General features: G+C 63.6%; 17 protein-coding genes. 8 read left to right on the plus strand and 9 right to left on the minus strand.

Going from position 1 to position 26,618, the window contains the following annotated elements; translation table 11 throughout:
* From NKH05_RS01620 to NKH05_RS01630, 3 genes are all read left to right on the plus strand, one after another.
* Complete coding sequence (locus NKH05_RS01620; protein ID WP_023716746.1) at positions 1-996, plus strand: ABC transporter permease; 996 nt, start codon at positions 1-3, stop codon at positions 994-996.
* Between the two features lie 46 nt (positions 997-1,042).
* Positions 1,043-2,098 (plus strand): substrate-binding domain-containing protein, encoded by a 1,056-nt coding sequence (locus tag NKH05_RS01625; RefSeq protein WP_023716747.1) that lies wholly within the window; start codon positions 1,043-1,045, stop codon positions 2,096-2,098.
* Positions 2,099-2,254: 156 nt separating this feature from the next.
* A complete protein-coding gene (locus NKH05_RS01630; RefSeq protein WP_023716748.1) occupies positions 2,255-3,100 on the plus strand; it encodes an acyl-CoA thioester hydrolase/BAAT C-terminal domain-containing protein in 846 nt (281 codons plus the stop codon).
* A gap of 73 nt (positions 3,101-3,173) precedes the next feature.
* Here NKH05_RS01630 and NKH05_RS01635 read toward each other — a convergent pair whose 3' ends face one another.
* Both NKH05_RS01635 and NKH05_RS01640 read right to left on the minus strand, forming a co-directional pair.
* Positions 3,174-5,228 carry a bifunctional aldolase/short-chain dehydrogenase gene (locus tag NKH05_RS01635; protein ID WP_352590237.1) on the minus strand — a complete coding sequence of 685 codons (2,055 nt, stop codon included), beginning with the start codon at positions 5,226-5,228 and terminating at the stop codon, positions 3,174-3,176.
* 85 nt (positions 5,229-5,313) lie between these two features.
* Positions 5,314-6,279, minus strand: a complete 966-nt coding sequence (locus NKH05_RS01640; protein WP_352482687.1) for a sugar-binding transcriptional regulator — start codon at positions 6,277-6,279, stop codon at positions 5,314-5,316.
* 188 nt (positions 6,280-6,467) lie between these two features.
* On the opposite strand from NKH05_RS01640, the gene NKH05_RS01645 reads away from it, so the two are divergent.
* The 5 genes from NKH05_RS01645 (at position 6,468) to NKH05_RS01665 (ending at position 15,082) form a co-directional block, all read left to right on the plus strand.
* On the plus strand, positions 6,468-8,108 hold the full coding sequence (locus NKH05_RS01645) for an acyl-CoA synthetase (protein WP_023716751.1): 1,641 nt from the start codon (positions 6,468-6,470) through the stop codon (positions 8,106-8,108).
* Positions 8,109-8,358: 250 nt separating this feature from the next.
* Positions 8,359-8,967, plus strand: a complete 609-nt coding sequence (locus tag NKH05_RS01650; RefSeq protein ID WP_023716752.1) for a TetR/AcrR family transcriptional regulator — start codon at positions 8,359-8,361, stop codon at positions 8,965-8,967.
* Positions 8,968-9,029: 62 nt separating this feature from the next.
* Positions 9,030-10,181, plus strand: a complete 1,152-nt coding sequence (locus NKH05_RS01655) for an efflux RND transporter periplasmic adaptor subunit (protein ID WP_023716753.1) — start codon at positions 9,030-9,032, stop codon at positions 10,179-10,181.
* A gap of 208 nt (positions 10,182-10,389) precedes the next feature.
* On the plus strand, positions 10,390-13,524 hold the full coding sequence (locus NKH05_RS01660; RefSeq protein ID WP_023716754.1) for an efflux RND transporter permease subunit: 3,135 nt from the start codon (positions 10,390-10,392) through the stop codon (positions 13,522-13,524).
* 70 nt (positions 13,525-13,594) lie between these two features.
* Complete coding sequence (locus NKH05_RS01665; RefSeq protein ID WP_353024947.1) at positions 13,595-15,082, plus strand: aldehyde dehydrogenase family protein; 1,488 nt, start codon at positions 13,595-13,597, stop codon at positions 15,080-15,082.
* Positions 15,083-15,340: 258 nt separating this feature from the next.
* Here the strand turns inward: NKH05_RS01665 and NKH05_RS01670 are convergent, their stop codons facing one another.
* From NKH05_RS01670 to glnT, 7 genes are all read right to left on the minus strand, one after another.
* On the minus strand, positions 15,341-17,050 hold the full coding sequence (locus tag NKH05_RS01670) for a trimethylamine N-oxide permease (protein WP_023716756.1): 1,710 nt from the start codon (positions 17,048-17,050) through the stop codon (positions 15,341-15,343).
* 395 nt (positions 17,051-17,445) lie between these two features.
* A complete protein-coding gene (locus NKH05_RS01675; RefSeq protein WP_023716757.1) occupies positions 17,446-19,815 on the minus strand; it encodes a trimethylamine N-oxide demethylase in 2,370 nt (789 codons plus the stop codon).
* A 301-nt stretch (positions 19,816-20,116) separates the two neighbouring features.
* On the minus strand, positions 20,117-20,746 hold the full coding sequence (locus NKH05_RS01680; protein ID WP_023716758.1) for a sarcosine oxidase subunit gamma: 630 nt from the start codon (positions 20,744-20,746) through the stop codon (positions 20,117-20,119).
* Entirely contained in the window at positions 20,739-23,723 is a 2,985-nt protein-coding gene (locus tag NKH05_RS01685; protein WP_023716759.1) for a sarcosine oxidase subunit alpha, read from the minus strand. The genes NKH05_RS01680 and NKH05_RS01685 overlap by 8 nt, the downstream gene beginning before the upstream one ends.
* On the minus strand, positions 23,723-23,998 hold the full coding sequence (locus NKH05_RS01690) for a sarcosine oxidase subunit delta (protein WP_023716760.1): 276 nt from the start codon (positions 23,996-23,998) through the stop codon (positions 23,723-23,725). The genes NKH05_RS01685 and NKH05_RS01690 overlap by 1 nt, the downstream gene beginning before the upstream one ends.
* Positions 23,999-24,015: 17 nt before the next feature.
* The gene (locus tag NKH05_RS01695; protein WP_023716761.1) at positions 24,016-25,269 is read right to left on the minus strand and encodes a sarcosine oxidase subunit beta family protein; all 1,254 of its coding nucleotides are present in this window, start codon (positions 25,267-25,269) and stop codon (positions 24,016-24,018) included.
* 36 nt (positions 25,270-25,305) lie between these two features.
* Positions 25,306-26,613, minus strand: coding sequence for a type III glutamate--ammonia ligase (gene glnT / locus NKH05_RS01700; protein ID WP_023716762.1), 1,308 nt, complete (start codon positions 26,611-26,613; stop codon positions 25,306-25,308).
* Positions 26,614-26,618 lie beyond the last annotated feature (5 nt).

Here is a 26,618-nt window from a genome sequence, read left to right on the forward strand (position 1 = left end):
ATGATCCTGCGCGACCGTGCCATCCGGTATGGCTTCATCGTCCTGTTGTTCGGTCTGATCGCCTATTTCGCCATTGCCGCCGATGGCTTCGTGTCGCCGCAAAGCGCCGTCTTCATCTTCCAGTCGGTCGCCATCACCGGCGTTCTGGCGCTCGGCGTCACCGCCACGCTGGTCGTCGGCGGCTTCGACTTGTCGATCGGCTCGGTCGCCACCAGCGCCATGATGGCGGCTGCCTACGTCATGGTGGTGCTGGAGCAGAATGCCGTCGTGGCGGTCGTCGCCTGTCTTGTGATCGGCGCCGTTGTCGGCCTCATCAATGGCTGGCTGATCGTCTATATGCGGGTGCCGGACCTTTTAGCGACGCTCGGCATGATGTTCCTGCTCGTCGGCCTGCAGCGCATCCCTACCGAGGGCCGTTCGATCGCCACCGGCATGACCATGCCCGACGGCTCGGTCGCCAACGGCAGCTTCGGCGCCGCGTTCCTGGCGCTTGGCCGCCATCGCTTCGATTTCTTCATCCCGAACCTCATTCCGGTGTCGGTCGTCGTCCTGCTCGTGCTGGCGGTGCTGATCTGGTTCTTTCTCGAATACACCCGTTTCGGCCGCATGATGTACGCCGTCGGCAGCAACGAGCGCGCTGCCGAACTCGCCGGCGCGCCTGTCAAGGCATACAAAATCTGGGCCTACGTTATTTCTGGGGTTTTTGCCTCGATCGGCGGCATTTTGCTCGCCGCCCGGCTTGGACGCGGCGACATCGCCTCGGGTAATAATCTGTTGCTCGACGCGGTGGCTGCGGCACTCATCGGTTACGCGGTTCTCGGCGCCGCCAAACCGAACGCCTTCGGCACGGCCGTCGGCGCGGTGTTTGTCGGCGTGCTGCTGCAGGGCCTGACGATGATGAACGCGCCTTACTACACGCAGGATTTCGTCAAGGGCGTGGTTCTCGTGGTCGCCCTTGTCTTCACCTTCGCCCTGTCCGGCAGGGGCAGGAGATAGGGTTCGACCGGGTCACATTTTGGGTTCAACAAGTGGAGGAAACGACGTGAACATCACAAGAAGACTTTTGGGGAAAGCAGCGCTCGGGCTTGCCGGCGCAACATTGCTGATGCAGTTGCCGGCAATTGCGCAGGACAGGCCGGCGCCGTTCGACAAGCCGGGTGCCGTCAAGATCGCGCTGGTCCGCTATCTCTCGACCGGCGACTTCTTCCAGGCCTATCTCTCCGGCGTTGAGGCGCAGGCCAAGGCGCTCGGCGTCGACCTGCGCGTGCTCGACAGCCGTCAGGACGCGGCGCTTCAGGCGGACATGGTCGACCAGGCCATCGCGCTCGGCGTCCAGGGCATCATCATCCAGCACGGATTGACGGAATCGATGAAGGACGCCGCCCAGCGTGCCGTCGATGCCGGCATCAAGGTCGTCGCCTTCGACGTCAATGTCGAAAACCCCAAGATCCCGCAGATCGAACAGTCCGACCGCGACCTCGCGCGCCTGGCGCTCGAACAGGCGGTCAAAGACAATGGCGAGAGCTGGAAGGCCGGCTATGTCTATGTCGCCGGCATCGCCCCGCTCGATCGCCGCAACGAGACCTGGGTCGAATTCAAGAAGAAATATTCGGGCATCAACGAAGCCGCCATGTTCGGCACGCTCGACAATCCGATCGCCAATTCGGTTGCCAACCAGGCTCGCTCGGTGTTGTCGGCTCATCCCGACATCAAGGTGATGTTCGCGCCCTATGACGAATTCGCCAAGGGCGTAAAGATCGCCGTCGACGAGGCCGGGCTGAACAAGGATATCAAGATCTATTCGGCCGACATCTCGACCTCCGACATCGCCGCGATGCGCGAGCCCGACAGCGCCTGGGCGGCAACCGCCGCCACCAACCCGGCCGTCGTCGGCCAGGTCTCGGTGCGTGCGCTGGCGCAGCTCTTGGCCGGCGAAGATCCCGGCCACAACGTCATCGTGCCACCGACGCTGATCACCCAGAAGGACCTGCTCGACAAGGACATCAAGAACATGGAAGACCTCTCGGCCAAGCTGCCGCAGTTCGCCCATGCCGATGTCGCCATGCCGGCCTGGATGCCGAACCCGAACGCGAAGTAACTTTCGGCACGAGCAAAACAATAGCCGCCTGCAGCAGCTTGCTGCAGGCGGCTTTTTTGTCGAAGATGTCTGGCGCGCCGGACTGCCGAATTTCAATTGTCGCAGTCTCCGATTTGCAGGCCGATTGGACGGTTGAACCCAGGATTCGACGGGTACATGGAGGCGCATGCGGTAAGAGAGGAAAGTCCGACCGGTGTCGTCGCCGGAACATTTTTCCGACGCTCGCAGGCCACCACGGGCGTTGTGGTGTTGGGTGGATCGAGTGGTCGTGTTGATGTCGGGCGCGCGCGGCTTTTTACAGATGCCGGTACGTCGGCCTTGGCGTTGCAGTGGTTTGGCGGCGAGGGCCAGATTCCGGGAATATGTGAAATTCCCCTGGAAACGTTCTTTGCAGCAACAGACTATCTCATTGAAACAGGGTGCCGTCGCATCGTTTATGTCGGCACATCCAAAGGTGCCGAGGCCTCATTGCTTGCCGCGGTCCATGACCAGCGAATCAACGCGGTGGTCGCGATCAGCCCGTCATCGGTAGTTTGGGGGAATATCGGTGCGGGCCGGGATGGTGCCAGTTGGCCTGAACGATCCTCATGGTCGCTCAACGGTATCGCGCTGCCGTTTGTGCCGGCAGATCCAGATTGGACACGAGAGTATGTGGATGGCCTGGTATCTTACAGGGGGCTTTTCAAATGCTGTTTGAAAACCTTCAAGAGCGAAGCGAATGCGGCGACCATCCCCGTTGAGACCATATCGGCCGAGCTTCTGCTTGTCGCCGGTGGCAACGATGCGCTGTGGCCTTCCCTATCGTTCGCCCGAGATATTATTAGGCGGCGCGGCGAAGCAGGTAAGGTCACTCATCTCATTTCGTCGCCGGATGCGGGACACCGCATTCTGTTGCCAGGCGAGAGCACACCACGCTCGACATTGCACGCACATGGAGGCAATGACGAGGCCGATTCAAAGCTGGGCAGAAAGGCTTGGGAAGGCATCCGAGGCCTGCTGTAGTAGCAGTTCGAGAATGCCTTCCATGGCCGTGTCGCAAAATTCCGAGTTGCGTGCCTGTCTCGGCCGGTTCCGCCTACCGCAGCGCCGCCGCGATGTTGCCGCCGTCGACCGTCGTCACATCGGCTGTGGTCCGATCGGCCAGCGCTTGATGCAGAAAGGCCTGGGCGACGTCTTCGGCCATCACTTCCTGCCCGAGCAGGTTGCCGGACATGTACTCCTTCTCCGATACGCCGCGCGCGCCCGAGCGGCTGGCGATCATGGCGTCGGTCAACAGCCCCGAACGGATGCGGTCGGCGTTGACGGCATTGGAGCGGATGCCTTGCGCGCCGTAGTCGAGCGCATATTGCCTGGACATGAACAGCGTTGCCGCCTTCGGGATGCCGTAAGCGCCGAACTTCGGTCCCGGATTGATCGCCTGCTTGGAGGTATTGAACAACAGCACGCCGCCGGTGCCCTGTTCGAGCATGATGCGCACGGCATTCTGCGCCGCCGACTGGTGGGCGAAGAAATTGAGTTCGAAACTTTTGCGCAAAGTGGCGTCGTCGAGCTCGCCGATCCGGCCCTCCCAGGCTGCGCCCGCATTGGAGACGAGAATGTCGAGGCCGCCGAAGACGGCGACGGCTTTGTCGAACGCAGCGCGCATCTGCTCCGGATCGGTGATGTCGGCGCCAATGCCGATCGAACCGTTACCGGCTTTTTTGGCGGCCTCGGCAGCTCTTGACCCGTCGACATCGACGACCACCGCATGGGCACCGTTGTCGGCGAATAGCTTTGCCGTGGCAGCACCGATCGCGCCGGCGCCGCCGGTGACCAGTACCACCTGGCCGGTCAGCGGCTTCGGCTTGTTGGCGGCGAGTTTGGCCTGTTCCAGCGACCAGTATTCGAGCGGGAACAGATCGGCTTTGGAGAGCGGGCGGAAATCGCCGACGGCTTCGGCGCCGCGTACCGCCTCGATCCACATTTCGCCGACGTCGGAGGCGATCTTCGCGTCCTTGAGCGTGCGGCCGTGGCCGAACATGCCGAGGCCGGGCACCAGCGTCAGCCGTGGCATCGTGTCGAGCATGGTGCGCTTCACGTCGTCGAGCGCATCGTTGGTTTCGAAATAGGCGCGATAGTCCTTGGCGAATTTTTCGACATGCTGGCGGATGACGGATTTGTAGTCGCCGACATTGTCCGCGTCGGGCGCCGGCAGTGCCATCGGTCCGGTCTTGATGCGGATCGACAGGTCGGGCGTCGACACGCCGCGTCCGGCATAGTCGGCAATTCTAGCCGAATTGATGAAATCGACGATCGCATCCGAGGTGCGGAAATCGCTGACCATGCGGTCGAAGCGGCCTTCGCCGCGTGCCACCGCCACCGCGCCGCGCAGCATCGGCGCAATGTCCGCGGGCTTGGCCAATCTGGCCGGCAAGGCCGCTTTTTCGGTGCGCGGCTTGCCGTGGCTGGCGATGAAATCCTCGGCGACGTTCACATAATGGATCATCCGGTCATAGGCCTGCCTGGCATCGTCGCCGAAGGTGAAAATGCCGTGCTTGTCGAGGATCAGGCCTTCGACCGTCGGGTCGGCGTCGAAAACATCGGCGGCAGCCTTCGCCAGATCGAAGCCCGGCATGATGTAAGGCACGAACCCCATTTTCTCGCCGAACACTTTTCTGCTCAGCGCCTCGCTGTCCTCCTGGTCGACGATGGCCAGGATTGCGGTCGAATGCGTGTGGTCAACGAATTTGTGCGGCAGGAAGGCGTGCAGCAGCGTCTCGACCGAAGGGTTGGGCGAGGACGGATCGATCAGGTTCGCCCGCTGCAGCGCGACCATGTCCTCGTCGGAGAGCTTCTTGAGCGACCGCGCCTTCAACAGCGCGCCGAGCTTGACCGCCGGCAGGCCCTGCGGCTCGATGACGCCCATGTCCCAGCCGCTGCCCTTGACGCAGAGCACGTCCCATTCGTCGCCGACAAGATCGGTGGCCTTGGTCTTGCACGAGGTGTTGCCGCCGCCATGCAGGACGAGCCGCGGCTCGCCGCCCAGCAGCCTGGTCGTATAGACGCGCAGCGCCAGGTCGCGGGCCACACCCTTCTTTGCATAGTCGGCGACCAGCTTCTCCGCGTCGCCGTCATTCCACAGGTTCTTCATGTCAGCTTCGTCCGATTTCTCTTTTGTTGTGAACAGGAATGCCGCGACGCCCTGATGACAATGCGTCGGCGACTGAAACTAGGTATCAGGCGACCTTTTCTGCTACTGCTCCGGCATGGTCGAGCAGCCGTCGCGCCATGCGCGCGCCGACGACGAGATGGGTGCAGAGCCCGCCGGCGATCGCCGCGACGAGCGGTTCGAACTTGCTCTCTTCCTGCACCACCACAAGGCGCTTTTCGATCTGGCGCAGCGATGACAGCTCTGCCGAAATCAGCCGGCGGTTGTAGCTGCAGTCGAGCGCCTGGCCTTCGGTATCGATGATCTGCCCGGCAATGACGCCGGCTGCACCCGCCTTGCGCAATGCAGCCATTTCGCTTGGCGTCAGCGCGCCGCATTTGACCAGATGGCTGTCGGTATCCACCGAGCCAACCGAGTATAGCGCCAGGTCGCAGTCACCGATACCCGACAACTGCTCGCGGATCACCGGTTCGGCGCGCAGGCCGCGTGCCAGTTCTTCCGTCGTCAGCACCAGCGGCGCGTAAAAATTCAGCCCCTTGGCATTGAGCCGGCGCGCGATTTCCATGGTGCATTGGTCCGGCCGGTACGAATAGGGTGCTCCCAGATTGCCGCAGAGCTGCACCACCGTCACGTCCTGCAGGTCGGCATAGGACATGATGTCGGCGATCGTGTAGATGGTCCGCCCCCAGGCGACGCCGATACGGTCGCCCTTCCTGACCAACTCAAGAAAGACGCTTGCCGCCAGCACCGCGATGTCGGTCGACGGATCGGCGACATAGCCGTTTTCCGGCGCGATCCAGACCGCGTCGAGCTTAAGCGCGTCTTCCAGCTTGCGTGCCAGCACGTCGTCGGTGAAAAGCTGGGTCGAGGTGGAGATGTTGACGATGCCGGTCTCGCGCGCCTTGCGCAGATACATGGCCACCGAGGCACGGGAAATCTTGAGTTGGCTGGCCACCTGGTCCTGGCGCAGGCCGTGTGCATAGTAAAGCCAGGCGGCCTTGTGGATAAGCTGTTCTGCCGGTCGGATCGCCATACCATCTCCTCGCTGACATTAGTCACGGCTCTCGACAAAAGTCAAATTGGGAGGAAGGCATAGATGCCCTTGCGCTCGCCGAATCTAGACCATTCTTGTGCCAAGCGCGGTCTATGATGGCATCGTTGGTGGTGACGGGCCGGAAGCCGGTAGCTAAAGTTCTCGACGAACACATTGCGGAGGACGGGATGGGCAATCCCTATGAACAGGACCTCGACCGGAACCCGGCCAACCACCAGCCGCTGAGCCCGCTGACCTATTTTGAACGGGCGGCAAAAACCTTTCCCGACCAGACCGCCATCATCCATGGCCGCCAGCGCACGACCTATCGCGATTTCTGGAAGCGCTCGCTGAGGCTTGCCTCGGCGCTGGCGAAGCGCGGCATCGGCAGGGGCGACACCGTTACCGTCATGCTGTCCAACACGCCGCCGATGCTGGAAGCGCATTTCGGCGTGCCGATGACCAAGGCGGTGCTGCATTCGCTCAACACCCGCCTCGACGCCGCAGTCATTGCCTTCCAGCTCGACCATGCCGAAACCAAGGTGCTGATCGTCGACCGCGAATTCGCCGGCGTGGTTAGACAAGCGCTGACGCTGGCCAAGGTCAAGCCGCTGGTGATCGACTACGACGATCCCGATTACGCCGCCGACGCGCCCTATGCCAAGGGCCTGCGGATCGGCACGCTCGACTACGAGGCGTTTGTCGCCGGGGGCGACGAGGATTTCGCCTGGTCGATGCCGGACGACGAATGGGACGCCATATCGCTCAACTACACCTCCGGCACCACAGGCAATCCGAAGGGCGTCGTCTGCCACCATCGGGGCGCGGCACTGATGGCCTATGCCAACACCATCCATGCCGGGATGGGCAAACACCCGGTCTATCTGTGGACGTTGCCGATGTTCCACTGCAACGGCTGGTGCTTTCCCTGGACGCTTGCCGTACAGGCCGGCACCCATGTCTGCCTGCGCTGGGTGCGGCCGAAGCCGATCTATGACGCCATCGCCGATCACGGCGTCACCCATCTCTGCGGTGCGCCGATCGTCATGTCGGTGCTGATCAACGCCAGGGACGAGGACAAGCGGCAGTTTCCGCAGACCGTCACCTTCAACACCGCCGCGGCGCCGCCGCCTGAGGCGGTGCTGTCGGGCATGGCCGATGCGGGTTTTGCCGTCACCCATCTCTACGGCCTGACCGAAACCTACGGCCCGGCCGTCGTCAACGAATGGCATGGCGAGTGGGACCGGCTTGCGAAGGGGGCGAGGGCGGCGAAGAAGGCCAGGCAAGGCGTGCGCTATGCCGCGCTCGAAGGTCTGACCGTGATGGACCCGCAGACGATGCAAGAGATGCCGGCCGACGGTGAGACGATCGGCGAGGTGATGTTCCGCGGCAACATCGTCATGAAAGGCTATCTCAAGAACCGCAAGGCGAGCGACGAGGCCTTTGCCGGCGGCTGGTTCCATTCGGGCGACCTCGGCGTCATGCATCCGGACGGCTACATCCAACTCAAGGACCGTTCCAAGGACATCATCATCTCCGGCGGCGAGAATATTTCCTCGATCGAGGTCGAGGAGGCGCTCTACAAGCACCCCGCCGTTGCTTCCTGTGGCGTTGTCGCCCGATCCGACGACAAATGGGGCGAGGTGCCGGTCGCCTATGTCGAGCTGAAGCCGGGCAAGGCGGCAACCGAGGCCGAAATCATCGAGCACTGCCGCGCGCTGCTCGCCCGCTTCAAGGTGCCGAAAGCGGTGATCTTTGCAGAAATCCCCAAGACTTCGACGGGCAAGATCCAGAAGTTCCGGCTGCGGGAGATGGCGAAGCAGCCTTAGCGCCTGACCCGAAAACGGAACCGATTTCGGGAGGCATCATTTCAAAATCCTGTGCGTTCAAAAAGACGCGCGGTGTTGCAGGCGTGCCCGGCGGGAACCACATGCGCTTCATGGGCCAACTCCGTCCAGAGATGTCACCATCTGTCATCAGTGGCGTCAGCTGGCCGAAATCATGTCTTGACAGGTGATGGTTTTCAATTTACGAGTGACGAAATTCTAAATTCGTCAGTCGTAAATTTTGGCCAACGAGATGCTTGAAACCTTAGACACCACCGCCGATTCCGCCCGCCAGGAAAATGTCACGCGCATCCTGGATTGCGCGGAGCGATTGTTCCGCCACTACGGCTACGGCAAGACCAACGTCGCCGACATAGCGCGCGAACTCGGCATGTCGACCGCCAACATCTATCGCTTCTTCGCCTCCAAGGTGGAAATTCACCAGGCGGTTTGCGGCCGTATGCTCGCCACCTGCTACCGGTTGACCTACGAAGCCTGCCATGGTCCCGGCACCGCCAGCGAGAAGCTCCGCCGCTATGTGCATACGCACTATCAGTGGACGCTCGAGACCATGATCGACCAGGAGAAAGTGCACGAGATGGTCATCGTCGCCATCGAACGCGATTGGCATGTCATCGAAAAGCACATCGACAGCATCCACGAATTGGTCGCGGAAGTGATCCGCGAGGGCATCGCCACCGGCGAGTTCGTCGATCAGGATCCGGTGATCGCGTCCAGGTGTTTCGGCGCTGCTATTATCAGCCTCTGTCATCCGCAGATGATGGCCCAATGCCTCGCCAAGAAGAACCGGGCGACGCCGGACGAGCTTACCGAGTTTGCCATCAGAGCCTTGAAGAAATGACCGTTGCCGCCCGTCGGGCGGTGATGTCGGCAATTCATCCCCACAGTTCGGGAGTACGAAAAGTGTCTTTGTCCAAGTCCATCACCTACAGGCTACCGGCCGCCGGCCTGGCACTGATTGTCGTTGCCGCTCTCGGCCTCGCCGGCTGCTCGCAGGAGAAAGCCGAGGTCAAGGAGATCATCCGCCCGGTCAAGGTGGTCGAGATCGCCAAGGCGAGCGATACCCGTCAGCTCTCCTATTCCGGATCGGTGCGCGCCCGCACCGAGATGAATCTCGGCTTTCGCATCAACGGCAAGATCACCGAGCGCCTTGTCGACATCGGTGACCGCGTCAAGCCCGGCGACGTTCTCGCCCGCATCGATCCCACCGACTACGAGCTTTCGGTGAGAAGCGCTCAGGCCAGCCTCGATGCCGCCGACCGTCAGGTCGAGACAGTCGAGCTTACGCGCAAGCGCGCCGAACAGCTCTACGCCAAGAATTTCGCACCGAAGTCGCAGCTCGAGCAGGCGACGCTCAGTTACAATCAGGCGGTCGCCACGCGCGACTCCGCCCGCTCGCAGCTTGCCCAGGCACAGAACCAGGTCCGCTATACCGATCTCAAGGCGGACAAGAATGGCATCGTCACCGCCGTTGCCGCCGATGTCGGCCAGGTGGTCGGCTCAGGCACGCCGGTGGTGACCGTTGCCATCGACGGCGAGAAGGAAGTCCTGATCGCTGTTCCCGAAACCGATATCGCCGAGTTCAAGCCGGGCAAGACCGTCAAGGCGGGTTTCTGGTCCGATGAGGCGCTGACGCTCGAAGGCAAGGTCCGCGAAGTCGCCGGCAGCGCCGATCCGCAGTCGCGCACCTTTGCCGTTCGCGTCAGCCTGCCCAACGATCCGAACGTGCTGCTTGGCATGACGGCCTCCATCGAAGCCGCGGCGGGCAACCGGCAGCAGCTGGTGTCGATCCCGCTGAGCGCATTGGCACAAAAGGACAGCCAATCGATCGTCTGGACCGTCGACCGCAGTGGCGGTACCGTTCATGCGCATCCGGTCAAGGTCGCCGCCTTCACGCCTGACGGCGTCAGTGTCGCCGACGGGCTGAAGCCGGGCGATGTGGTCGTCGCTGCCGGCACGCAGTTCATGACCGAGAATCTGAAAGTCAAGCTTACCGGTGATGCAGCACAACAGTCGGCCTCGGCCGATGATGACGCCGCAAGGCGCTTGCGCTGACGGCCAGGCAATTCACGGTTTCCGGGCGGCAGGCGCCCCCGATTTTCGAGATCTCAGGTCGATGTAACCCCCACATCGATCCTCGTGTCCCACCGCGATGTAGATCTCTCAACTCGGAAAGCCTCGCCGCTCGGAAGCCCACATCGGAAGTTCCTTGGGCATGCGAAAGCGCGTGCTCTGTTGATCAAATTGAAACGGACTGACGCCGATGACCACCGACACCACTGAAAAGCGGTCTTTCAATCTTTCGCGCTGGGCAATCGGCCATCCGAGCATTGCCCGCTTCCTGTTCGGGCTTATCATCGTCGCCGGTGCGCTCGGCCTGATGCGCATGGGCCAGAAGGAAGATCCCGATTTCACCTTCCGCGTCATGGTCGTCCAGGCGATCTGGCCGGGCTCCTCGATCAAGGAGATGGAGGACCAAGTCGTCAACAAGATCGAGCGCAAGCTGCAGGAAACGCCGCATCTCGATTTCGTCCGCTCCTACACCCGCGCCGGCAGCGCCATCATCACCTTGCAGGTCAAGGGCGACACCAGTCCCGCGCAGGTCGCGGATGCGTTCTATCAGGTGCGCAAGAAGGTCGGCGATATCTCGAATGAACTGCCGCAGGGCTTGCTCGGGCCCTACTTCAACGACGAATTCGGCGACACATTCATCACCCTGCATTCGATCAGCGGCGATGGCTACAGCTATCCCGAGCTGAAGAAATTCGCCATCCAGGCACGCGACATGCTGCTGACGACGCCCGGCGTCGAGAAAGCCGTGATCATCGGCGACCAGCCGGAAAAGCTCTACATCGACGTTTCATCCAAGGTGCTTGCCGAACGCGGCCTGACGCTGACCGACCTGCAGAATGCGATCAGGGGCCAGAACAATGTCGACCCGGCAGGTTCGGTCGACACCGGCCAGCGTTCGGTGCGCATCTCGGTCGAAGGCGACGTGGCCAGGGCGGCCGACATTCGCGAGCTTCGGCTGCGGGCCGGCAACCAGGTGACGCGCCTCGGCGACATCGCCACCGTGACCTCCGGCCTCGAGGACCCTTATCAGCGCAAATACCGCTTCAACGGCCATGACAGCGTCCAGCTCGGCGTCGTCATGGCCAAGGGCTTCAACGTCACCGACGTCGGCAAGGACGTCGAAGCGACCTACAAGCGCTTCGAGGAGGCGCTGCCCTATGGCGTGTCGGTGGACCAGGTCTCCGACCAGCCGGAAGTCGTCAAGGATGCGGTGGCCGAGTTCATGGAAGCGCTCGGTGAAGCGCTGCTGATCGTGCTTGTCGTCTCGTTCCTGTCGATCGGCTGGCGTTCGGGTCTGGTGATCGCGATCGTCATTCCGCTGGTCCTGGCCGCCACCTTCGCCATCATGTACGAGCTCGGCATCGACCTGCAGCGCATCTCGCTCGGCGCGCTGATCATCGCCCTTGGCCTCTTGGTCGACGACGCGATGATCGTCGTCGAAATGATGGAGCGAAAGCTCGAGGAAGGCTTGGTCAAGGTCGAGGCGGCGAGCTTCGCCTATTCCTCGACCGCCTTCCCGATGCTGACCGGCACGCTGATCACCACGGCCGGCTTCATCCCCGTCGGTTTCGCCGCCTCGACGGCTGGCGAATATGTGCGCACCCTGTTCTACGTCGTCGGTATCGCGCTGGTCGTGTCCTGGTTCGCGGCGGTCTATTTCACGCCATGGCTCGGCCACATGATCCTGAAGCAGCGCAAGCACGCCGGCAGCCATCACGATGTCTTCGACACGGGCTTCTACCGTCGCCTTCGCTCGACCGTGACCTGGGCCGTGCGCCATCGCATCATCGTGCTGGTGATGACGATGATGACCTTTGCCACCAGCCTGTGGGCGTTCCAGTTCATCCCGCAGAATTTCTTCCCGCAATCGTCGCGCCCGGAAATCCTTGTCGACCTCTGGCTGCCGGAAGGCACCAGCATCAAGGAAGTCGAGACACAGGCCAAGGCGCTCGAAGCCAGGATGATGGACGACAAGGACAAGCGCTTCATCGCCACCTATATCGGCGAAGGCGCGCCGCGTTTCTTCCTGCCGCTCGACCAGCAGCTTCGCAATCCGAATTTCGCCCAGCTTCTGGTGATGGCCAATGACGAACCGGCCCGCGAGCGGCTGATTGTCAAGCTGCGCACCATCCTGGCCGAGGATTTCCCGTCGATCCGCGCCAAGGTCGACCGCCTGTTCCTTGGTCCGCCGACCGGCTGGCCGGTGCAGATGCGCGTCATGGGTCCGGATCGCCAGGAGGTGCGCCGCATCGCCGACGAGGTGAAGGCGAAGTTCCAGGCAAATCCGCTGCTCGGCGCCATCCACGACGACTGGCTGGAGCCGGTGCCGGCGATGAAGCTGGTGATCGACCAGGATCGCGCCCGTGCGCTCGGCGTCACCTCGCAGCGCATCCGCCAGATGCTGCAGGCGACCATGTCGGGAGCGCCGCTCGATGACTTCCGCGACGGCGAGGAGACGGTTTCGATCGTCGCCCGCGAACCGGAGGCAAGCCGTCACCTGCTGTCGGCGGTCGATTCCGTCTATATCCCGACCGATTTCGGTGGCTCCGTGCCGCTGTCGCAGGTCGCCAAGATTGTCCCGGTGCTGGAGCAAGGCGTCGAATGGCGGCGCGACCGCTTGCCGACCATCAGCGTACGCGCCACGCTGCCGGATGGCGTGCAGCCGAACGATGTCGCCATGAAAATGTATGGCGAGATGTCGGGCCTGCGCGCCGGCCTCGCACCCGGCTACAAGATCGAGATCCAGGGCGGCGCCGAGGATGCGGCCGAAAGCCAGGCCTCGATTGCGGCGAAAGCTCCAGTCATGCTGGCGGTCATCGTCGTGCTGCTGATGATCCAGCTGCAGCATTTCGGGAAGGCGATGCTGGTGCTGGCGACCGGTCCGCTCGGCATCATCGGTGCGGCGGCGGCACTTTTGATCAGCGGTGCGCCGTTCGGCTTCGTCGCCATCCTCGGTGTTATCGCCCTGCTCGGCATCATCATGCGAAACTCGATCATCCTGGTCGATCAGATCGACCAGGACATCGCCGCCGGCGTGGAGCGCTCCGAGGCCATCATCGGCTCGGCCGTTCGCCGGTTCCGGCCGATCGTGCTGACGGCGCTGACGGCGGTGCTGGCGCTGATCCCGATCTCGCGCGGCGTCTTCTGGGGGCCGCTCGCCTATGCCATGATGGGCGGCATCCTGGTCGCCACGGTGCTGACCATCCTTGTCCTGCCGGCAGCCTACGCGCTGTTCTTCGGCCGGGAGCCCAAGAAGGTGGTGGAGCAGCCGGCCGAGACGGAAGAAAAGAACGAAAGGCCGCAACTGGCCCTGGCGGCCGAATAGAGCTGTTGGCAAATGTGACCTCCGGCGGTTTAATCCGCCCACCAGGCGTAGGTGCCGGAGGAGGACCGTCATGACCATAGCTCAGGCACCGCTGCGGCTGCCGATCGACGGACGCCATCGCCAGATGTTCATCGGCGGTGGCTGGGTCGATGCCCGCTCCGGCCGGACCATGGAGAGCCGCAATCCTGCCACCGGCGCGGTCATCGCCACGGTGCCGCGCGGCGACCGCCTCGACATCGACTTGGCGGTGACTGCCGCCCGCAAGGCGTTCGAGGGACCGTGGAGCCGGCTCAAACCTTACGAGCGGCAGGTACTGCTGCTGAGGATCGCCGATCTCTTCGAAAAGAACTGGGAAGAGATCAGCCTCTCCGACACCACCGACATGGGTATGCCGATCGTGCGCACCCGCGCCAATCGCAACCGCGTCATCGGCATGCTGCGCTATTATGCCGGCATGGCGACGGCGCTGCACGGCGAGACGATCGAGAACTCGCTGCCCGGCGAAATCGTCTCCTTCACCCGCAAGGAGGCGGTCGGCGTCGTCGGCGCCATCATTCCCTGGAACGCGCCGACCGCCGCGTCGATCTGGAAAATCGGCCCGGCGCTGGCGACCGGCTGTACCATCGTGCTGAAACCATCGGAAGAGGCGCCGCTGACGCCACTGCTGATCGCCGACATCATGAACGAGGCCGGCGTCCCGGAAGGCGTCGTCAACATCGTCACCGGCACCGGCACCGAGGCGGGCGCCGCACTCGCCGAGCACATGGGCGTCGACAAAATCGTCTTCACCGGCTCGACGGCGACCGGCCAGTCGATCGTGCGCGCCTCGGCCGGCAACCTCAAGCGCGTCTCGCTGGAGCTTGGCGGCAAGTCGCCGGTCATCGTCTGCGCCGATGCCGATCTCGACAAAGCGGTGCCGGTGGCCGCGATGTCGGTGTTCGCCAATTCCGGCCAGATCTGCATCGCCGGTTCGCGCCTTTTCGTCGAACGCGCGGTCCATGACGAGTTCATCGAGCGTCTCGCGGCATACGCCAAGGGTCTCAGGGTCGGCGACGGCATCGACCCGGCGACCGAGATCGGCCCGCTCGTCTCCGAAAAGCAGTTGCAACGGGTCACCGGTTACCTCGAGGCCGGTACTGCAGAAGGGGCGAAACTCGTCACCGGAGGCACCCGGCTTGTGGAAGGCGCGCTTGCCGCCGGCAATTTCGTCGCGCCGACTGTCTTTGCCGGCGTCTCGGACGATATGAAGATCGCCCGCGAGGAGATCTTCGGGCCGGTGATTTCAGCCTTGCCGTTCGATACGCTGGACGAGGCGGTCGAGCGGGCCAACAACACGCCTTACGGCCTGGCTGCAGGGGTCTTCACCCAAAATCTCGCCACCGCCCACCGGCTGTCGCAAAAGATCCGCGCCGGCTCGGTCTGGGTCAACACCTATCACGCCATCGATCCGGCCGTGCCCTTCGGCGGCTACAAGATGAGCGGCTACGGCCGCGAGGGCGGCGCCGAACACCTTGACGAATATCTCAACACCAAGGGCGTGTTCATCAAGATCGATTGAGCCAGAATAGGCCCAGAAACGAAAAACCCGCCTCAGCGGCGGGTCTCGGGGCGAATCAGCACCATGGCGGGATTAGTAGCATAGCTGCCGGCACAAAGCAAGAACAAAATGCAAGCGATCGAGCGCGCATCGCGCGCCCAATCCGTAGAACGGTTCATCGTTTCACGGAAACGCCGAACCGCTCTATTTTTTGTTTTGAGGCAATTCCGGCCGGAAAACCGTTCACACCTTTTCCTGGAATTGCTCTCAAGGCAAGCCTCAGATGACGAACAGCCAGTTGGCGAGCAGCATCACCGCGACGCCGGCGATCAGCGTCAGGTAGGGCAGCATGCCCGCCTTTCGCACTGCGAGGTCGGACGAGTTCATGCCGAGATCGGCCAGCATGTGGTCGGGGAACTTGCCTTTGTCCTGGATGTAGTGCCGGAAGCAGAACACCGGGATGATCAAGGCGGCCGTGATCAGCCCGGCCCACAATGCCATCGGGTTCCAGACCTTGGCTCCGGCGCCCATGAAGACCGCGTTGACATAGGCAAAGATCGCGCCGAGGCCGAGCAGCCAGCTCGGCGCCTTCCAAGGCCGCGCGATGTGGCCATTGTCGATGCGGTGGATCCAGCCGGCGTTGAGGTTGAGGAAATTGAAGATGATGTAGCCGCAATTCGACACCGCCAGGATGAAGAAGAAGCTCGTCGCGTCGGCCGAGGCGATGGCCAGCACGATCAGGTTGAAGATCAGGTCCGTCCACATCGCCCGCGTCGGCGCGCCGTGCTCGTTGACATGGCTGAGGTAGCGCGGCAGCCAGCCATCGACCGAACCCTGGTAGAGCGTGCGCGAGGAGCCGGCCATCGCCGTCATGATGCAGAGCACCAGCGCCAGGATCATCAGCATCACCAGCAGGCTGTGGATCAACTGTCCGCCGCCGACCATGCCGGCCAGCGCGTCGGCAACGCCGGAGCCGTCGACGATCGGCGTCGCCAGCATGCCGTTCAAGCCGAGCACGCCCTGAAAGGTGAATGGCACCAGGATGAACAGCAGCATGCACAACAGGCCGGAATAAAAGATCGCCTTGAAGGTATCTGTGCCGGGGTTCTTGAACTCGGAGGTGTAACAGACGGCGGTCTCGAAACCGTAAGTTGACCAGGCCGCGATGAACATGCCGCCGAGCACCAGCGTCCAGCCGGCGATGTTCCACGCACCGGGCTCCGGCGCATAGGCTGCCGCGAGCGGCACCAGCGGGGAGAAATTCGCCCAGTTGATCTGGCCGGTGACGATCGGCACCACGCCGACGATGAGCATCGGGATGATAACCAGCAGGCCGATATATTTCTGCACATTGGCCGTGCCCAAGATGCCGCGATGCTGGATCGAGAAGATGATCAGCATCAGCACCGCGCCGATGAAGAAGGTGGCGTTGAAGGTGAAGGAAACCGGACCAAGCGTGTGACCGTAGAGCGTCCAGTTGCGGATCGCCGGCGTCGCCGCCGCGGTGACCGCGGTGATGGCGTCGGCGGCGCTGGTTCCGGCATGGGCCGCGATATAGGCGGCGACCTCCGGCGAAGTGTCGGTGAACAGCGGCACCGGCGCCAGCGCGTTGAGGATATAGGCGGCGGCGATCGAGCAGCCGAGCGACAGCACCGGCGACCAGGCGAACCAGTTGCACCACACCGAAAGCGGCGCGATGAATTTCGAATAGCGCAGCCACGCGGTGGCGCCATAGATCGAGGCGCCGCCGGACTTGTTCGGGAACAGGCCGGCGATTTCCGCATAGGTGAAGGATTGCAGGAAGCCCATGATCATGGATGCGGTCCAGATCATGAAGGCCAGCGTTCCGGTGGTGCCGGCAATGCCGCCGATCGAAAACAGGACAAGGGCCGGAACGCCGCTTGCCACCCAAAAGGCGCCGCGCCAATCGATGTTCCGGTGCAGCTGCCCTTCGGCAGGCGGCACCAAGGTGGTGACTATCGTGCTCATTTACGTGGATTCCCCATTTTTGATGTTCCCCATCGGCAACAGCCGCAATCTCGCGAGGCGTCATCGACGCTCACGTTGAACTGCCCAGGCGTTTTCCGCTCAGTAGTATTTTATTCTTAGCAGTGAAGATTGACCCAACGCGCTTTCACGTCAAGCGGTTTGTGACGCTGTGCACATTGCGCGTGTGAAACAGTCGAGCTTCGTTGGCGCTGCCAACGGGTGCGGTCTTTCCTTCTCCCCTTGTGGGAGAAGGTGGCCGAGCGTAGCTCGGTCGGATGAGGGGTGTTCCAGCTTGGCAAAACCGCACTTCGTCCAGCGCGCCTCAACCGTCTCGGCGCTGCGCGCCGATCCACCTTCTCCCACAAGGGGAGAAGGGAAGAACCGGGCAGCGTCGATCAGGAGCGCGGCCTGGTCTTCTGCGGATCGTAGTGGGCAATGGCGACGACGCGCGCCGGCAGCCGCTTGCTGTGGCCGTCGAGCTTGCCGATCTCGACCTCGGTGCCGATCGCCGAATGGGTGACGTCGAGCCTGGCCAGCGCGATGGTCTTGTTCAGCACTGGCGAGCGCATGCCGGAGGTGACGACGCCGATCTGGGCGCGACCGACATGCACGCAATCGCCGTGGCCGACCGCGACATTGGCGTCGATGTCGAGGCCGACCAGCTTCTTCTGCGGATTTTCCTTGCGTCGGATCAGCGCCTCGCGGCCGATGAAATCGTCGCTCTTGGTCTTCAGCGGCACGGTGAAGCCGATGCCGGCCTCGAACGGATCGGTCTGGTCGGAGAACTCGTAGCCGGCAAAGATCAGCCCGGCCTCGATGCGCACCATGTCGAGCGCCTGCAGTCCCATCGGCTTCAGGCCGTGCGGCTGGCCAGCCTCCCAGATGGCGTCGAACACCTTTTCCGCGTCGCGCGGATGGCACCAGATCTCGTAGCCGAGCTCGCCGGTGTAGCCGGTGCGCGAGACAACGACGGGAATGCCGTTGCCGCCGCCGATGCGGGCGACGGCAAAGCGGAACCACTCGAGCTCGTCGATCGACGGCTGCAGCGGCGAGGTCCAGATGATCTGCCTGAGAATGTCGCGGCTTTTCGGTCCCTGCACGGCGACATTGTGCATCTGGTCGGTCGATGAACGCACCAGCACGGTAAGGCCGAGTTTCGTCGCCGTTTCGCGCAGCCATTCGCCGAATAGATCGTCGCCGCCAACCCAGCGGAAATTATCCTTGCCGAGCCGAAGCAGCGTGCCGTCGTCGATCATGCCGCCATGCTCGTAGCACATGGCGGAATAGACGACCTGGCCGACGCCGAGCTTCCTGATGTCGCGGGTCAGCGTGTATTGCAGCAGCGCTTCCGAATCCGGGCCGGTGATCTCGAACTTGCGCAGCGGCGACAGGTCCATGATCACTGCATCCTGCCGGCAGGCCCAGTATTCGCCGATCGGGCCTTGCTTGGCGAAGGAATTGGCCAGCCAATAACCCTTGTACTCGACGAAGTTGCGGGTGTGCTTGGCAAAGCTCGAATGAAAGGCGGTCTCGCGGGTCATTTTCGGTTCCGAATCGGGCGTCATGCGTCTGGCGATCGCTCGCGAGAATTTGTGCTGGCCGGAATAGGTCCGCACATGGATGTCGGTCGGGTTCCAGCCATTGGCCGGCGTCGTATCGTCGGGGCAGGCGGACGAGACGCAGACGATGTCGGTCAGCGCCCGCAGCAGCACATAGTCGCCCGGCCGCGACCACGGCTCGTCGGAAACCACGACGCCATACGCGTCGATGGCCGTGTTGAAGAAGAAGTTGATCGCCATCCAGCCGGCGCGGGGCGTCACGCCCTTGTCGGCCAGCGCGCGGTTGAAATTCTCCGAGCAGTTGGGATGGCCGGGATAGCCGATGTCGTCGTAATATTTGGCAGCGCAGGCGAGCGCGAATGCATCGTGGCGGCCGCAAGTGTCCTGGATAACCTCGACCAGCGGCTCCATGTCCTGGTCATAATATTTCGAGTGCAGCCCGGGCATCGGATAGCTCGAACCCATCAGCGTGCGCGTCGTCGTCACGTCGAGCGGATGATCGCGGCCCTTGTCCAGCTTGCGCGCCGAAAAGCACTGGAAGTCGGTGCATTGGCGCCCGTCGACATCGATGATCTGCAGATAGTCGCCGGCTTTGACGAAATAGGCTTCCGCCGTCGCCGAATGGACGCGCAGATCGAGCACCGGATCGGCCAGCGGGTCGGCAAGCCGCGACTTCGCAGCTGGACGGATCGTGGCGCGGCGCAGGATGACGCTGAGCGGCGTTGCGGTATCGTGGCCGTCGACCAGCATCGGACCGCCGGGTGCAGCGACGAGCATCGAGCCGTCGCGGGCGATCGCAAAGCTCTGTTCGGTGCCGGCAGGGGTGGAGCCGCCGAAGACGCGGACCGCCTTTGCCTGATCTAGCTGTACCTGGCGACGTTCGAGGCCTCGGCGCAAGGAAGCGAGGCTATCGTCGCTATCGGCCAGCAGCGCCTTAATGCCGGCGGCATTGCTGTTCGATTTTTCGCCGAGAATACCGGGATCGGTTACGCCGGTGCTGTCCCATACCAGCAGCTCGCAGGCCTGCCCGCCCTCGATATTGCGCACAGTGATGCTGTCGCCGGCCTCGACCTCGATCAGCACCGCGCCATTGCCCTGAACCGAATAGCGCTCCATCCCGGCCGGCAGCGCGATCTGGCCTGGCCGCAGGATCAGACTCGGCCGGGGCGGTCCGGCGGCGATTACGGGGTAGGGCGACTGGCTCATCTCAACCCTGGTTTCGAGAAACAAGTTTGCCTGTGCGTGAAATTATTTTAGCGGGAAGAATAGGGCAGAAGAGCCGGAGTTGGCAAGGTGAAGGTGGCACAAGCTCCCCCTTCTCCCCTTGGGGAGAAGGTGTCGCCGAAGGCGACGGATGAGGGGTGTTCCAGGGAACGCCAGCCTCTCACTCCGCTGGAACACCCCTCATCCGTCTCGGCGCTGCGCGCCGATCCACCGCCCTGGGCGAGCCACGGGTCTCGTCCCGTCCTTCGGACCCCACAAGGGGAGAAGGGAAGACGCGCCAAGGCTATGCCAATTCCTCGGAATGCCGGATATCGACGCCATACTCCGCGGCGGCATCGAGCATCGTGTGCCACAGGCTCCCGGCAAACGTCGCGAACACCAGGAGATTGAACACCGCCTGTCCATCCGGCCAGTCATTGCCGCGCCAGAGATTGATGCTGGTGTGATCGACCGATGTTGCGGCGGCGGTGCCGACCGGAAATGCCGCCGGGTGCAGGTCTAGTGAAGACAATTTGGCCAGCATCGAGCGCGCTTTTTCTCCCGAAACGCTGATCAGGACGCGCGCATGCGACTGGTCCGATAGCGAGGCGGATTGCGAGAACGCCTGGCTCAGCGGTTCGATCGCGTGCTTGCCGGCATTGGACAGGACGAGGAACTGATCCGGTCCCGACCAGATCAGCGTAGCGTCGGGAACTCGGACCGCCTTGGGCGTTTCCGGTGCGGCAACGCCGAAACGGGCCTGGGCAGCTTTTGCCAGCTCCGCCGTTTTGCCGCGCCGCGCCATCACCTGGATCAGGTCGAAATTGCGGATTTCCGTCAGCCAAACGCCGGCCTCGGTGCCGCGCGCGCCATGGGCGCCGACGACGAGCGCGTGCTCCAGCGGACTGCGGGCAATCCAGGAAAACTCAGCCACGCTGGCGCCCTCCATCCGGATCGTAGAAGACCGGGCTGCACAGCTCGACATCGTAGTCTTCGCCGCGCAGCGGGTCATGCGTATGGACGATCTCGCCGATGCGCTCGCGGCCGCATTCGACCAGGCCAAGCCCGATCCACTGGTCGAGCGTCGGCGAGAAGCAGACCGAGGTGACGTAGCCCTGGTCGTTGTCGGGACCGGGTGTCTTGTCCTTCGGAATGATATGCGCGCCGGAACGCAGGCGGCTTGCCTTATCCGTCGGCTTGATGCCGACCACGACCTGCCGGTCCGGGGCGACCAGCGCCTCGCGCCCGGCCATGACGCGGCCGATAAAATCCTTCTTGGTCGACATCATCTTGCCGAGGCCTAGGTCGGCGGCCGTCGTCGTGCCGTTCAGCTCCGGCCCGGCGACATGGCCCTTTTCGATGCGCATGACGCCGAGCGCCTCGGTGCCGTAGGGCGTAACGCCGAATGGCTTCCCGGCCAGCATCAAATTGCGCACCAGCGCGTCGCCGTAACGGGCGGGAACCGAAATCTCGAACGCCATCTCACCGGAGAACGAGATGCGGAACAGCCGTGCCCTGGTGCCGCCGCGAAGCGATACCTCGCGCGCCCCCATGAACGGAAAACCTTCATTCGACAGATCCTCGGCCGGATCGACGATTTCCCGGAGCAGGTCCCGGGTCCTAGGTCCAGCGATCGAGAATTGCGCCCACTGGTCAGAGACGGAGGTGAGCTGGACGTCGAGCTCAGGAAATAGCACCTGCCGGCAGAATTCGAGATGCTGCATCACCAGCCCGGCCTTGGCGGTGGTGGTGGTCAGGAAATAATGGTCCTCGGCCAGCCGCGAGGTGGTGCCGTCGTCATAGACGATGCCGTCCTCGCGCAGCATCAGCCCGTAGCGGGCTTTTCCCACGGCAAGACTGGAGAAGGTGTTGATGTAGACGCGGTCGAGGAAAGCGCCGGCGTCCGGGCCGTGCACGTCGATCTTGCCGAGCGTCGAGACGTCGCAGAAGCCGACGCCGGAGCGCACCGCCTTGACCTCGCGCGTCACCGATTCCAGCCAGTCCTTTTCGCCGGCGCGCGGATACCATTGCGCGCGCTTCCACAGGCCGGTGTCGACGAACACCGCGCCCTGTTCGGCTGCCCAGTGATGCGACGGCGTCAGCCTCGTCGCATGGAAGTTCTCGTCGCGATGATGGCCGGCGAAGGCGCCGATAGCGACCGGCACATAGGGCGGGCGGTAGATCGTCGTGCCGGTCTCGGGAATGGATTTGCCTGACAACGTAGCCATGATGGCGAGGCCGGCGACGTTCGAGGTCTTGCCCTGGTCGGTGGCCATGCCGAGCGTCGTATAGCGCTTCAGATGCTCGACCGATTCGAAACCCTCGCGCTGCGCCAGTTCGATGTCGGACGCCGTGACATCGTGCTGGTAGTCGACAAAGGCTTTGCCCTTGCCGGCGACATGCCAGAGCGACGTCAGCGAAAACGCCTCATCGTCGGCGACCGGCGGCGTGCCGGCATTGCCGCTGCGCCCGGCACTCTGTGCTGCCGCCGCTCCTGCGGCAAAGCCCTGGCGCAGGCAGTCGCCCAGCCCGAAGGCGCCGTTGGCGGCGCCTGCGGCCATCATGCCCGGAGGCGCACCGTCCGGGACGAAGGCTGCGATGTCGTCCTGCCATTTCGGCCGGCCGCGATGGTAGGAGGTCAGCCCGACCGCCGGATTCCAGCCGCCGGAGACGGCAAGCCCGTCGGCTTCGACTTCCGCCCGTGCGCCGCCGGTCAGCGAGATCGCGATTTTCCGGACGCCGGCCTTGCCGCCTTCGACCCCGTTGACCGAGCCGCTGAGCACCGGAAAGCCGGCCTTGGCGGCGAGCGCGCGATGTGCGGCGGAGACGTCCGGGCGCGCATCGACGACCGCCGCGATCTGCAATCCGGCGGCGAGCGCGGTCTCGACCGTGCGCCAGCCATCCGCATTGTTGGTGGACAGCGCGATCCTCTTTGCCGGCGCCGCCGCGTAGCGCGCGACATAGGTCCGCATCGCCGAAGCCATCATCACGCCGGGCGTGTCGTTGCCGGCAAACACGATCGGCCGCTCGATGGCGCCGGCGGCAACGACGCAGCGCCTAGCCACGATCCGCCATAGCCTTTGGCGCACTTGGTGCTCTGGCGGGGAGGGCAGGTGGTCATTGACCCGCTCGATCGCGCCATAGGTGCCGCCATCATAGACGCCGAACAATGTCGTGCGGTTCATGATGCGGATATCGGGGAGTGCTGCGAGTTCGGCCAGCGTGCGCGAAATCCATTCGGCCGCCGGCAGGCTGTCGATGGTGCCGCCGTCGGCAAGCAGACGGCCGCCGAACGCAAAATCTTCCTCGCACAGGATGACACGGGCGCCGCTGCGCCCGGCCGCCAATGCCGCCGCGAGCCCGGCCGGGCCAGAGCCGGCGATCAGCACGTCGCAATGCGCCCACGCCTTGTCGTAATGGTCGGGATCGGCCACGCCGGCGGCGCGGCCGAGACCGGCGGCTCGGCGGATCGCCGGTTCGTAGACCGCTTCCCAGAATTTCGCCGGCCACATGAAGGTCTTGTAGTAGAAGCCGGCGACGAAGATCGGCGCAAACAGCTGGTTGACCGCCATCAGATCGTGGCGCAGCGACGGCCAGCGGTTCTGGCTGGCGGCCTCGAGCCCGTCGTAAAGTTCGGCCGTGGTCGCCTTGGTGTTCGGCTCGCGCCGCGCTCCGCTGCGCAGTTCGACCAGCGCGTTGGGCTCCTCCGACCCGGCGGTCAGGATGCCGCGCGGGCGATGGTATTTGAACGATCGGCCGATCAACTTGACGCCATTGGCAATCAGCGCCGAGGCCAGCGTGTCGCCTTGGAAGCCGGCAAAGCTCTTGCCGTCGAAGCGGAAGCTCAGCGGCGCGGCGCGATCGATGAGACCGCCGCTCTCCAGCCGGTGTGTCTGCGCAGGGCCAACCATCAGGCGCCCACCTTGGCGGCGCCAACGCCCGCAGCCGGCTCGACCGACGAAATCTCGTGCGTCAGCGTGTTGCGGGCGACCTTCAGCCAGGCCCGGCAGCCGCCGCCATGATACCAGTATTCGCTCATCGGCCCGGCGACATTGTCGCGCAGATAGACATAGTCGAAGACCTCGTCTTCGGAGGAGCCGGCCGCCGGACGCACCGGCCTGGCGTCGCCCAGATAGGTGAACTCGCCGAGTTCGCGTTCGCCGCAGAAGGGACAGACAATGCGCATGCTTCTTCAGCCAGCCTTCAATGCAGGTTCGGTTGGGCGCCCTGGCCCTTTTCGTCGATCATCGCACCTCGCCGGAAGCGGTCGAGACGAAAGCGAGTAGCCTCCTTGTGCGGCTCGTCGCGCGCCAGCAGATGGGCAAAGACCAGGCCGGAGCCGGGCGTCGCCTTGAAGCCGCCATAGCACCAGCCGGCGTTGAGATAGAGCCCGTCGACCGGTGTTTTGTCGATGATCGGCGAGCCGTCCATCGACATGTCCATGATGCCGCCCCACTGACGCAGAAGCCGTATCCGGCCGATCATCGGCATCAGCGCCATGCCGCCTTCGCAGACGTCTTCCATGACAGGCAGATTGCCGCGCTGGGCGTAGGAATTGTAGCCGTCTATATCGCCGCCGAAGACCAGGCCGCCCTTGTCGGACTGGCTGACGTAGAAATGCCCGGCGCCGAACGTCATGACATTGGGGATCAGCGGCTTGATCGCCTCGGAGACGAAGGCCTGCAGCACATGGCTTTCGATCGGCAGCCGCATGCCGGCCATCGCCGCGACGCGCGACGAGGAGCCGGCGACCGCCATGCCGACCTTGGCCGCGCCGATCCTGCCGCGGCTCGTCTCGACGCCGGTCACCTTGCCGCTGCCGTCGCGGATAAAGCCGGTCACTTCGCAATTCTGGATGATGTCGACGCCGAGCGCGCTCGCCGCATGCGCGTAGCCCCAGACCACCGCATCGTGTCGTGCCGTGCCGCCGCGTCGCTGCAAGAGGCCGCCCTGCACCGGGAAACGTGCGTTGTCGAAGTTCAGGAACGGCATCATCTTCCTGACCGCCGTCAGATCGAGCAGTTCGGCATCGATGCCGTTGATGCGCATGGTGTTGCCGCGCCGTGCGTAGGCGTCGCGCTGCGCGTCGGAATGGTAGAGATTGATGACGCCGCGCTGGCTGACCATGGTGTTGTAGTTGAGGTCCTGCTCCATCCGTTCCCACAGCTTCATCGACAGCTCGTAGAAGCCGGTATTGCCGGGCAGCCCGTAATTGGAGCGGATGATGGTGGTGTTGCGGCCGGCATTGCCGGAGCCGATCCAGCCTTTTTCCAGCACCGCGACATTCCTGATGCCGTACTCGCTGGCGAGGAACCATGCCGTCGCCAGTCCATGGCCGCCGCCGCCGATAATCACCACGTCGTAGTGGCTCTTCGGGCTGGCGTCGCGCCAGGTACGCTGCCAGTTCTTATGGCCGGAAAATGCCGCCCGGGCGAGGGAGAAGATCGAGTATTTCATGAACCTGTTTCGCGCCGGGCGTGCAACAATTCCGGATCAGATGTCGAGCGTGTGGTCGCGCTCCCACTGGGTGAAGTGGGAAGCATAGGAATTCCATTCCTGTTGCTTGAGCTTTAGATAGGCCGACGAGAATTCCTCACCCAGCGCCGCCTTGAGCGATTTGTCGTTGTCGAACTCGCGCAATGCGTCGAGCAGGTTGAGCGGCAGCTTCGGCGCCCCTTCGACCGTATGGCCGAACTGGTACATGTCGATGTCGTAGCGCCGGCCGGGATCGGCCTTCGAGCGGACACCGTCGAGCCCGGCGGCGATGATCACGGCCTGCAGCAGATAGGGGTTTGCCGCGCCGTCGGGCAGGCGCAGCTCGAAGCGGCCGGGGCCGGGCACGCGCACCATGTGGGTGCGGTTGTTGCCGGTCCAGGTCACGGTGTTCGGCGCCCAGGTGGCGCCGGAGATGGTGCGCGGTGCGTTGATGCGCTTGTAGGAATTGACCGTCGGGTTGGTGATGGCGGCAAGCGCGGAAGCATGTTTCATGATGCCGCCGAGGAAATTCCTGCCCTTGGCCGACAGGCCGAGTTCCATCGCATTATCGGCAAAGACATTGGTCTTGCCGTCCCTGTCCCAAACCGAGATGTGGGCATGGCAGCCATTGCCGGTCAGGCCCTGGAACGGCTTCGGCATGAAGGTCGCGCGCAGCCCGTGCTTTTCGGCAACGGATTTCACCATGAATTTGAAGAAGGAATGCTTGTCGGCGGTCGCCAGAGCATCGTCGAAGGCCCAGTTCATCTCGAACTGGCCGTTGGCGTCCTCATGGTCGTTCTGGTAGGCGCCCCAGCCGAGCGCCAGCATATGGTCGCAGATCTCGGCGATGACGTCGTAGCGGCGCATCACCGCCTGCTGGTCGTAGCAGGGCTTCGACGCCGTGTCGTATTCGTCGGAAATCGTCTTGCCGTCCGGCGAGATCAGGAAGAACTCGGCCTCGACGCCGGTCTTGATGTGCATGCCGTCGCCGGCGGCCTCGGCGATCAGCCGCTTCAGCGTGTTGCGCGGCGCCTGCTCGACCGATTTGTCGTCCATCATGCAGTTGGCGGCGACCCAGGCGACTTCGGGCTTCCACGGCAACTGGATCACCGAATCCGGATCCGGCACGGCCAGCATGTCGGGATGCGCCGGCGTCAGGTCGAGCCAGGTAGCAAAGCCGGCAAAGCCGGCGCCGTCCCGCTGCATGTCGGCGATCGCCTGCGACGGCACCAGCTTGGCACGCTGCCCGCCGAACAGGTCGGTGTAGGATATCATGAAATATTTGACGCCCTTCTCCTTGGCGAAGGCGGCGAGATCGTTCCCCATTATAA

This window comes from Mesorhizobium sp. M1399, assembly GCF_040317735.1.
In the GTDB taxonomy this organism is placed as follows: Bacteria; Pseudomonadota; Alphaproteobacteria; order Rhizobiales; family Rhizobiaceae; genus Mesorhizobium.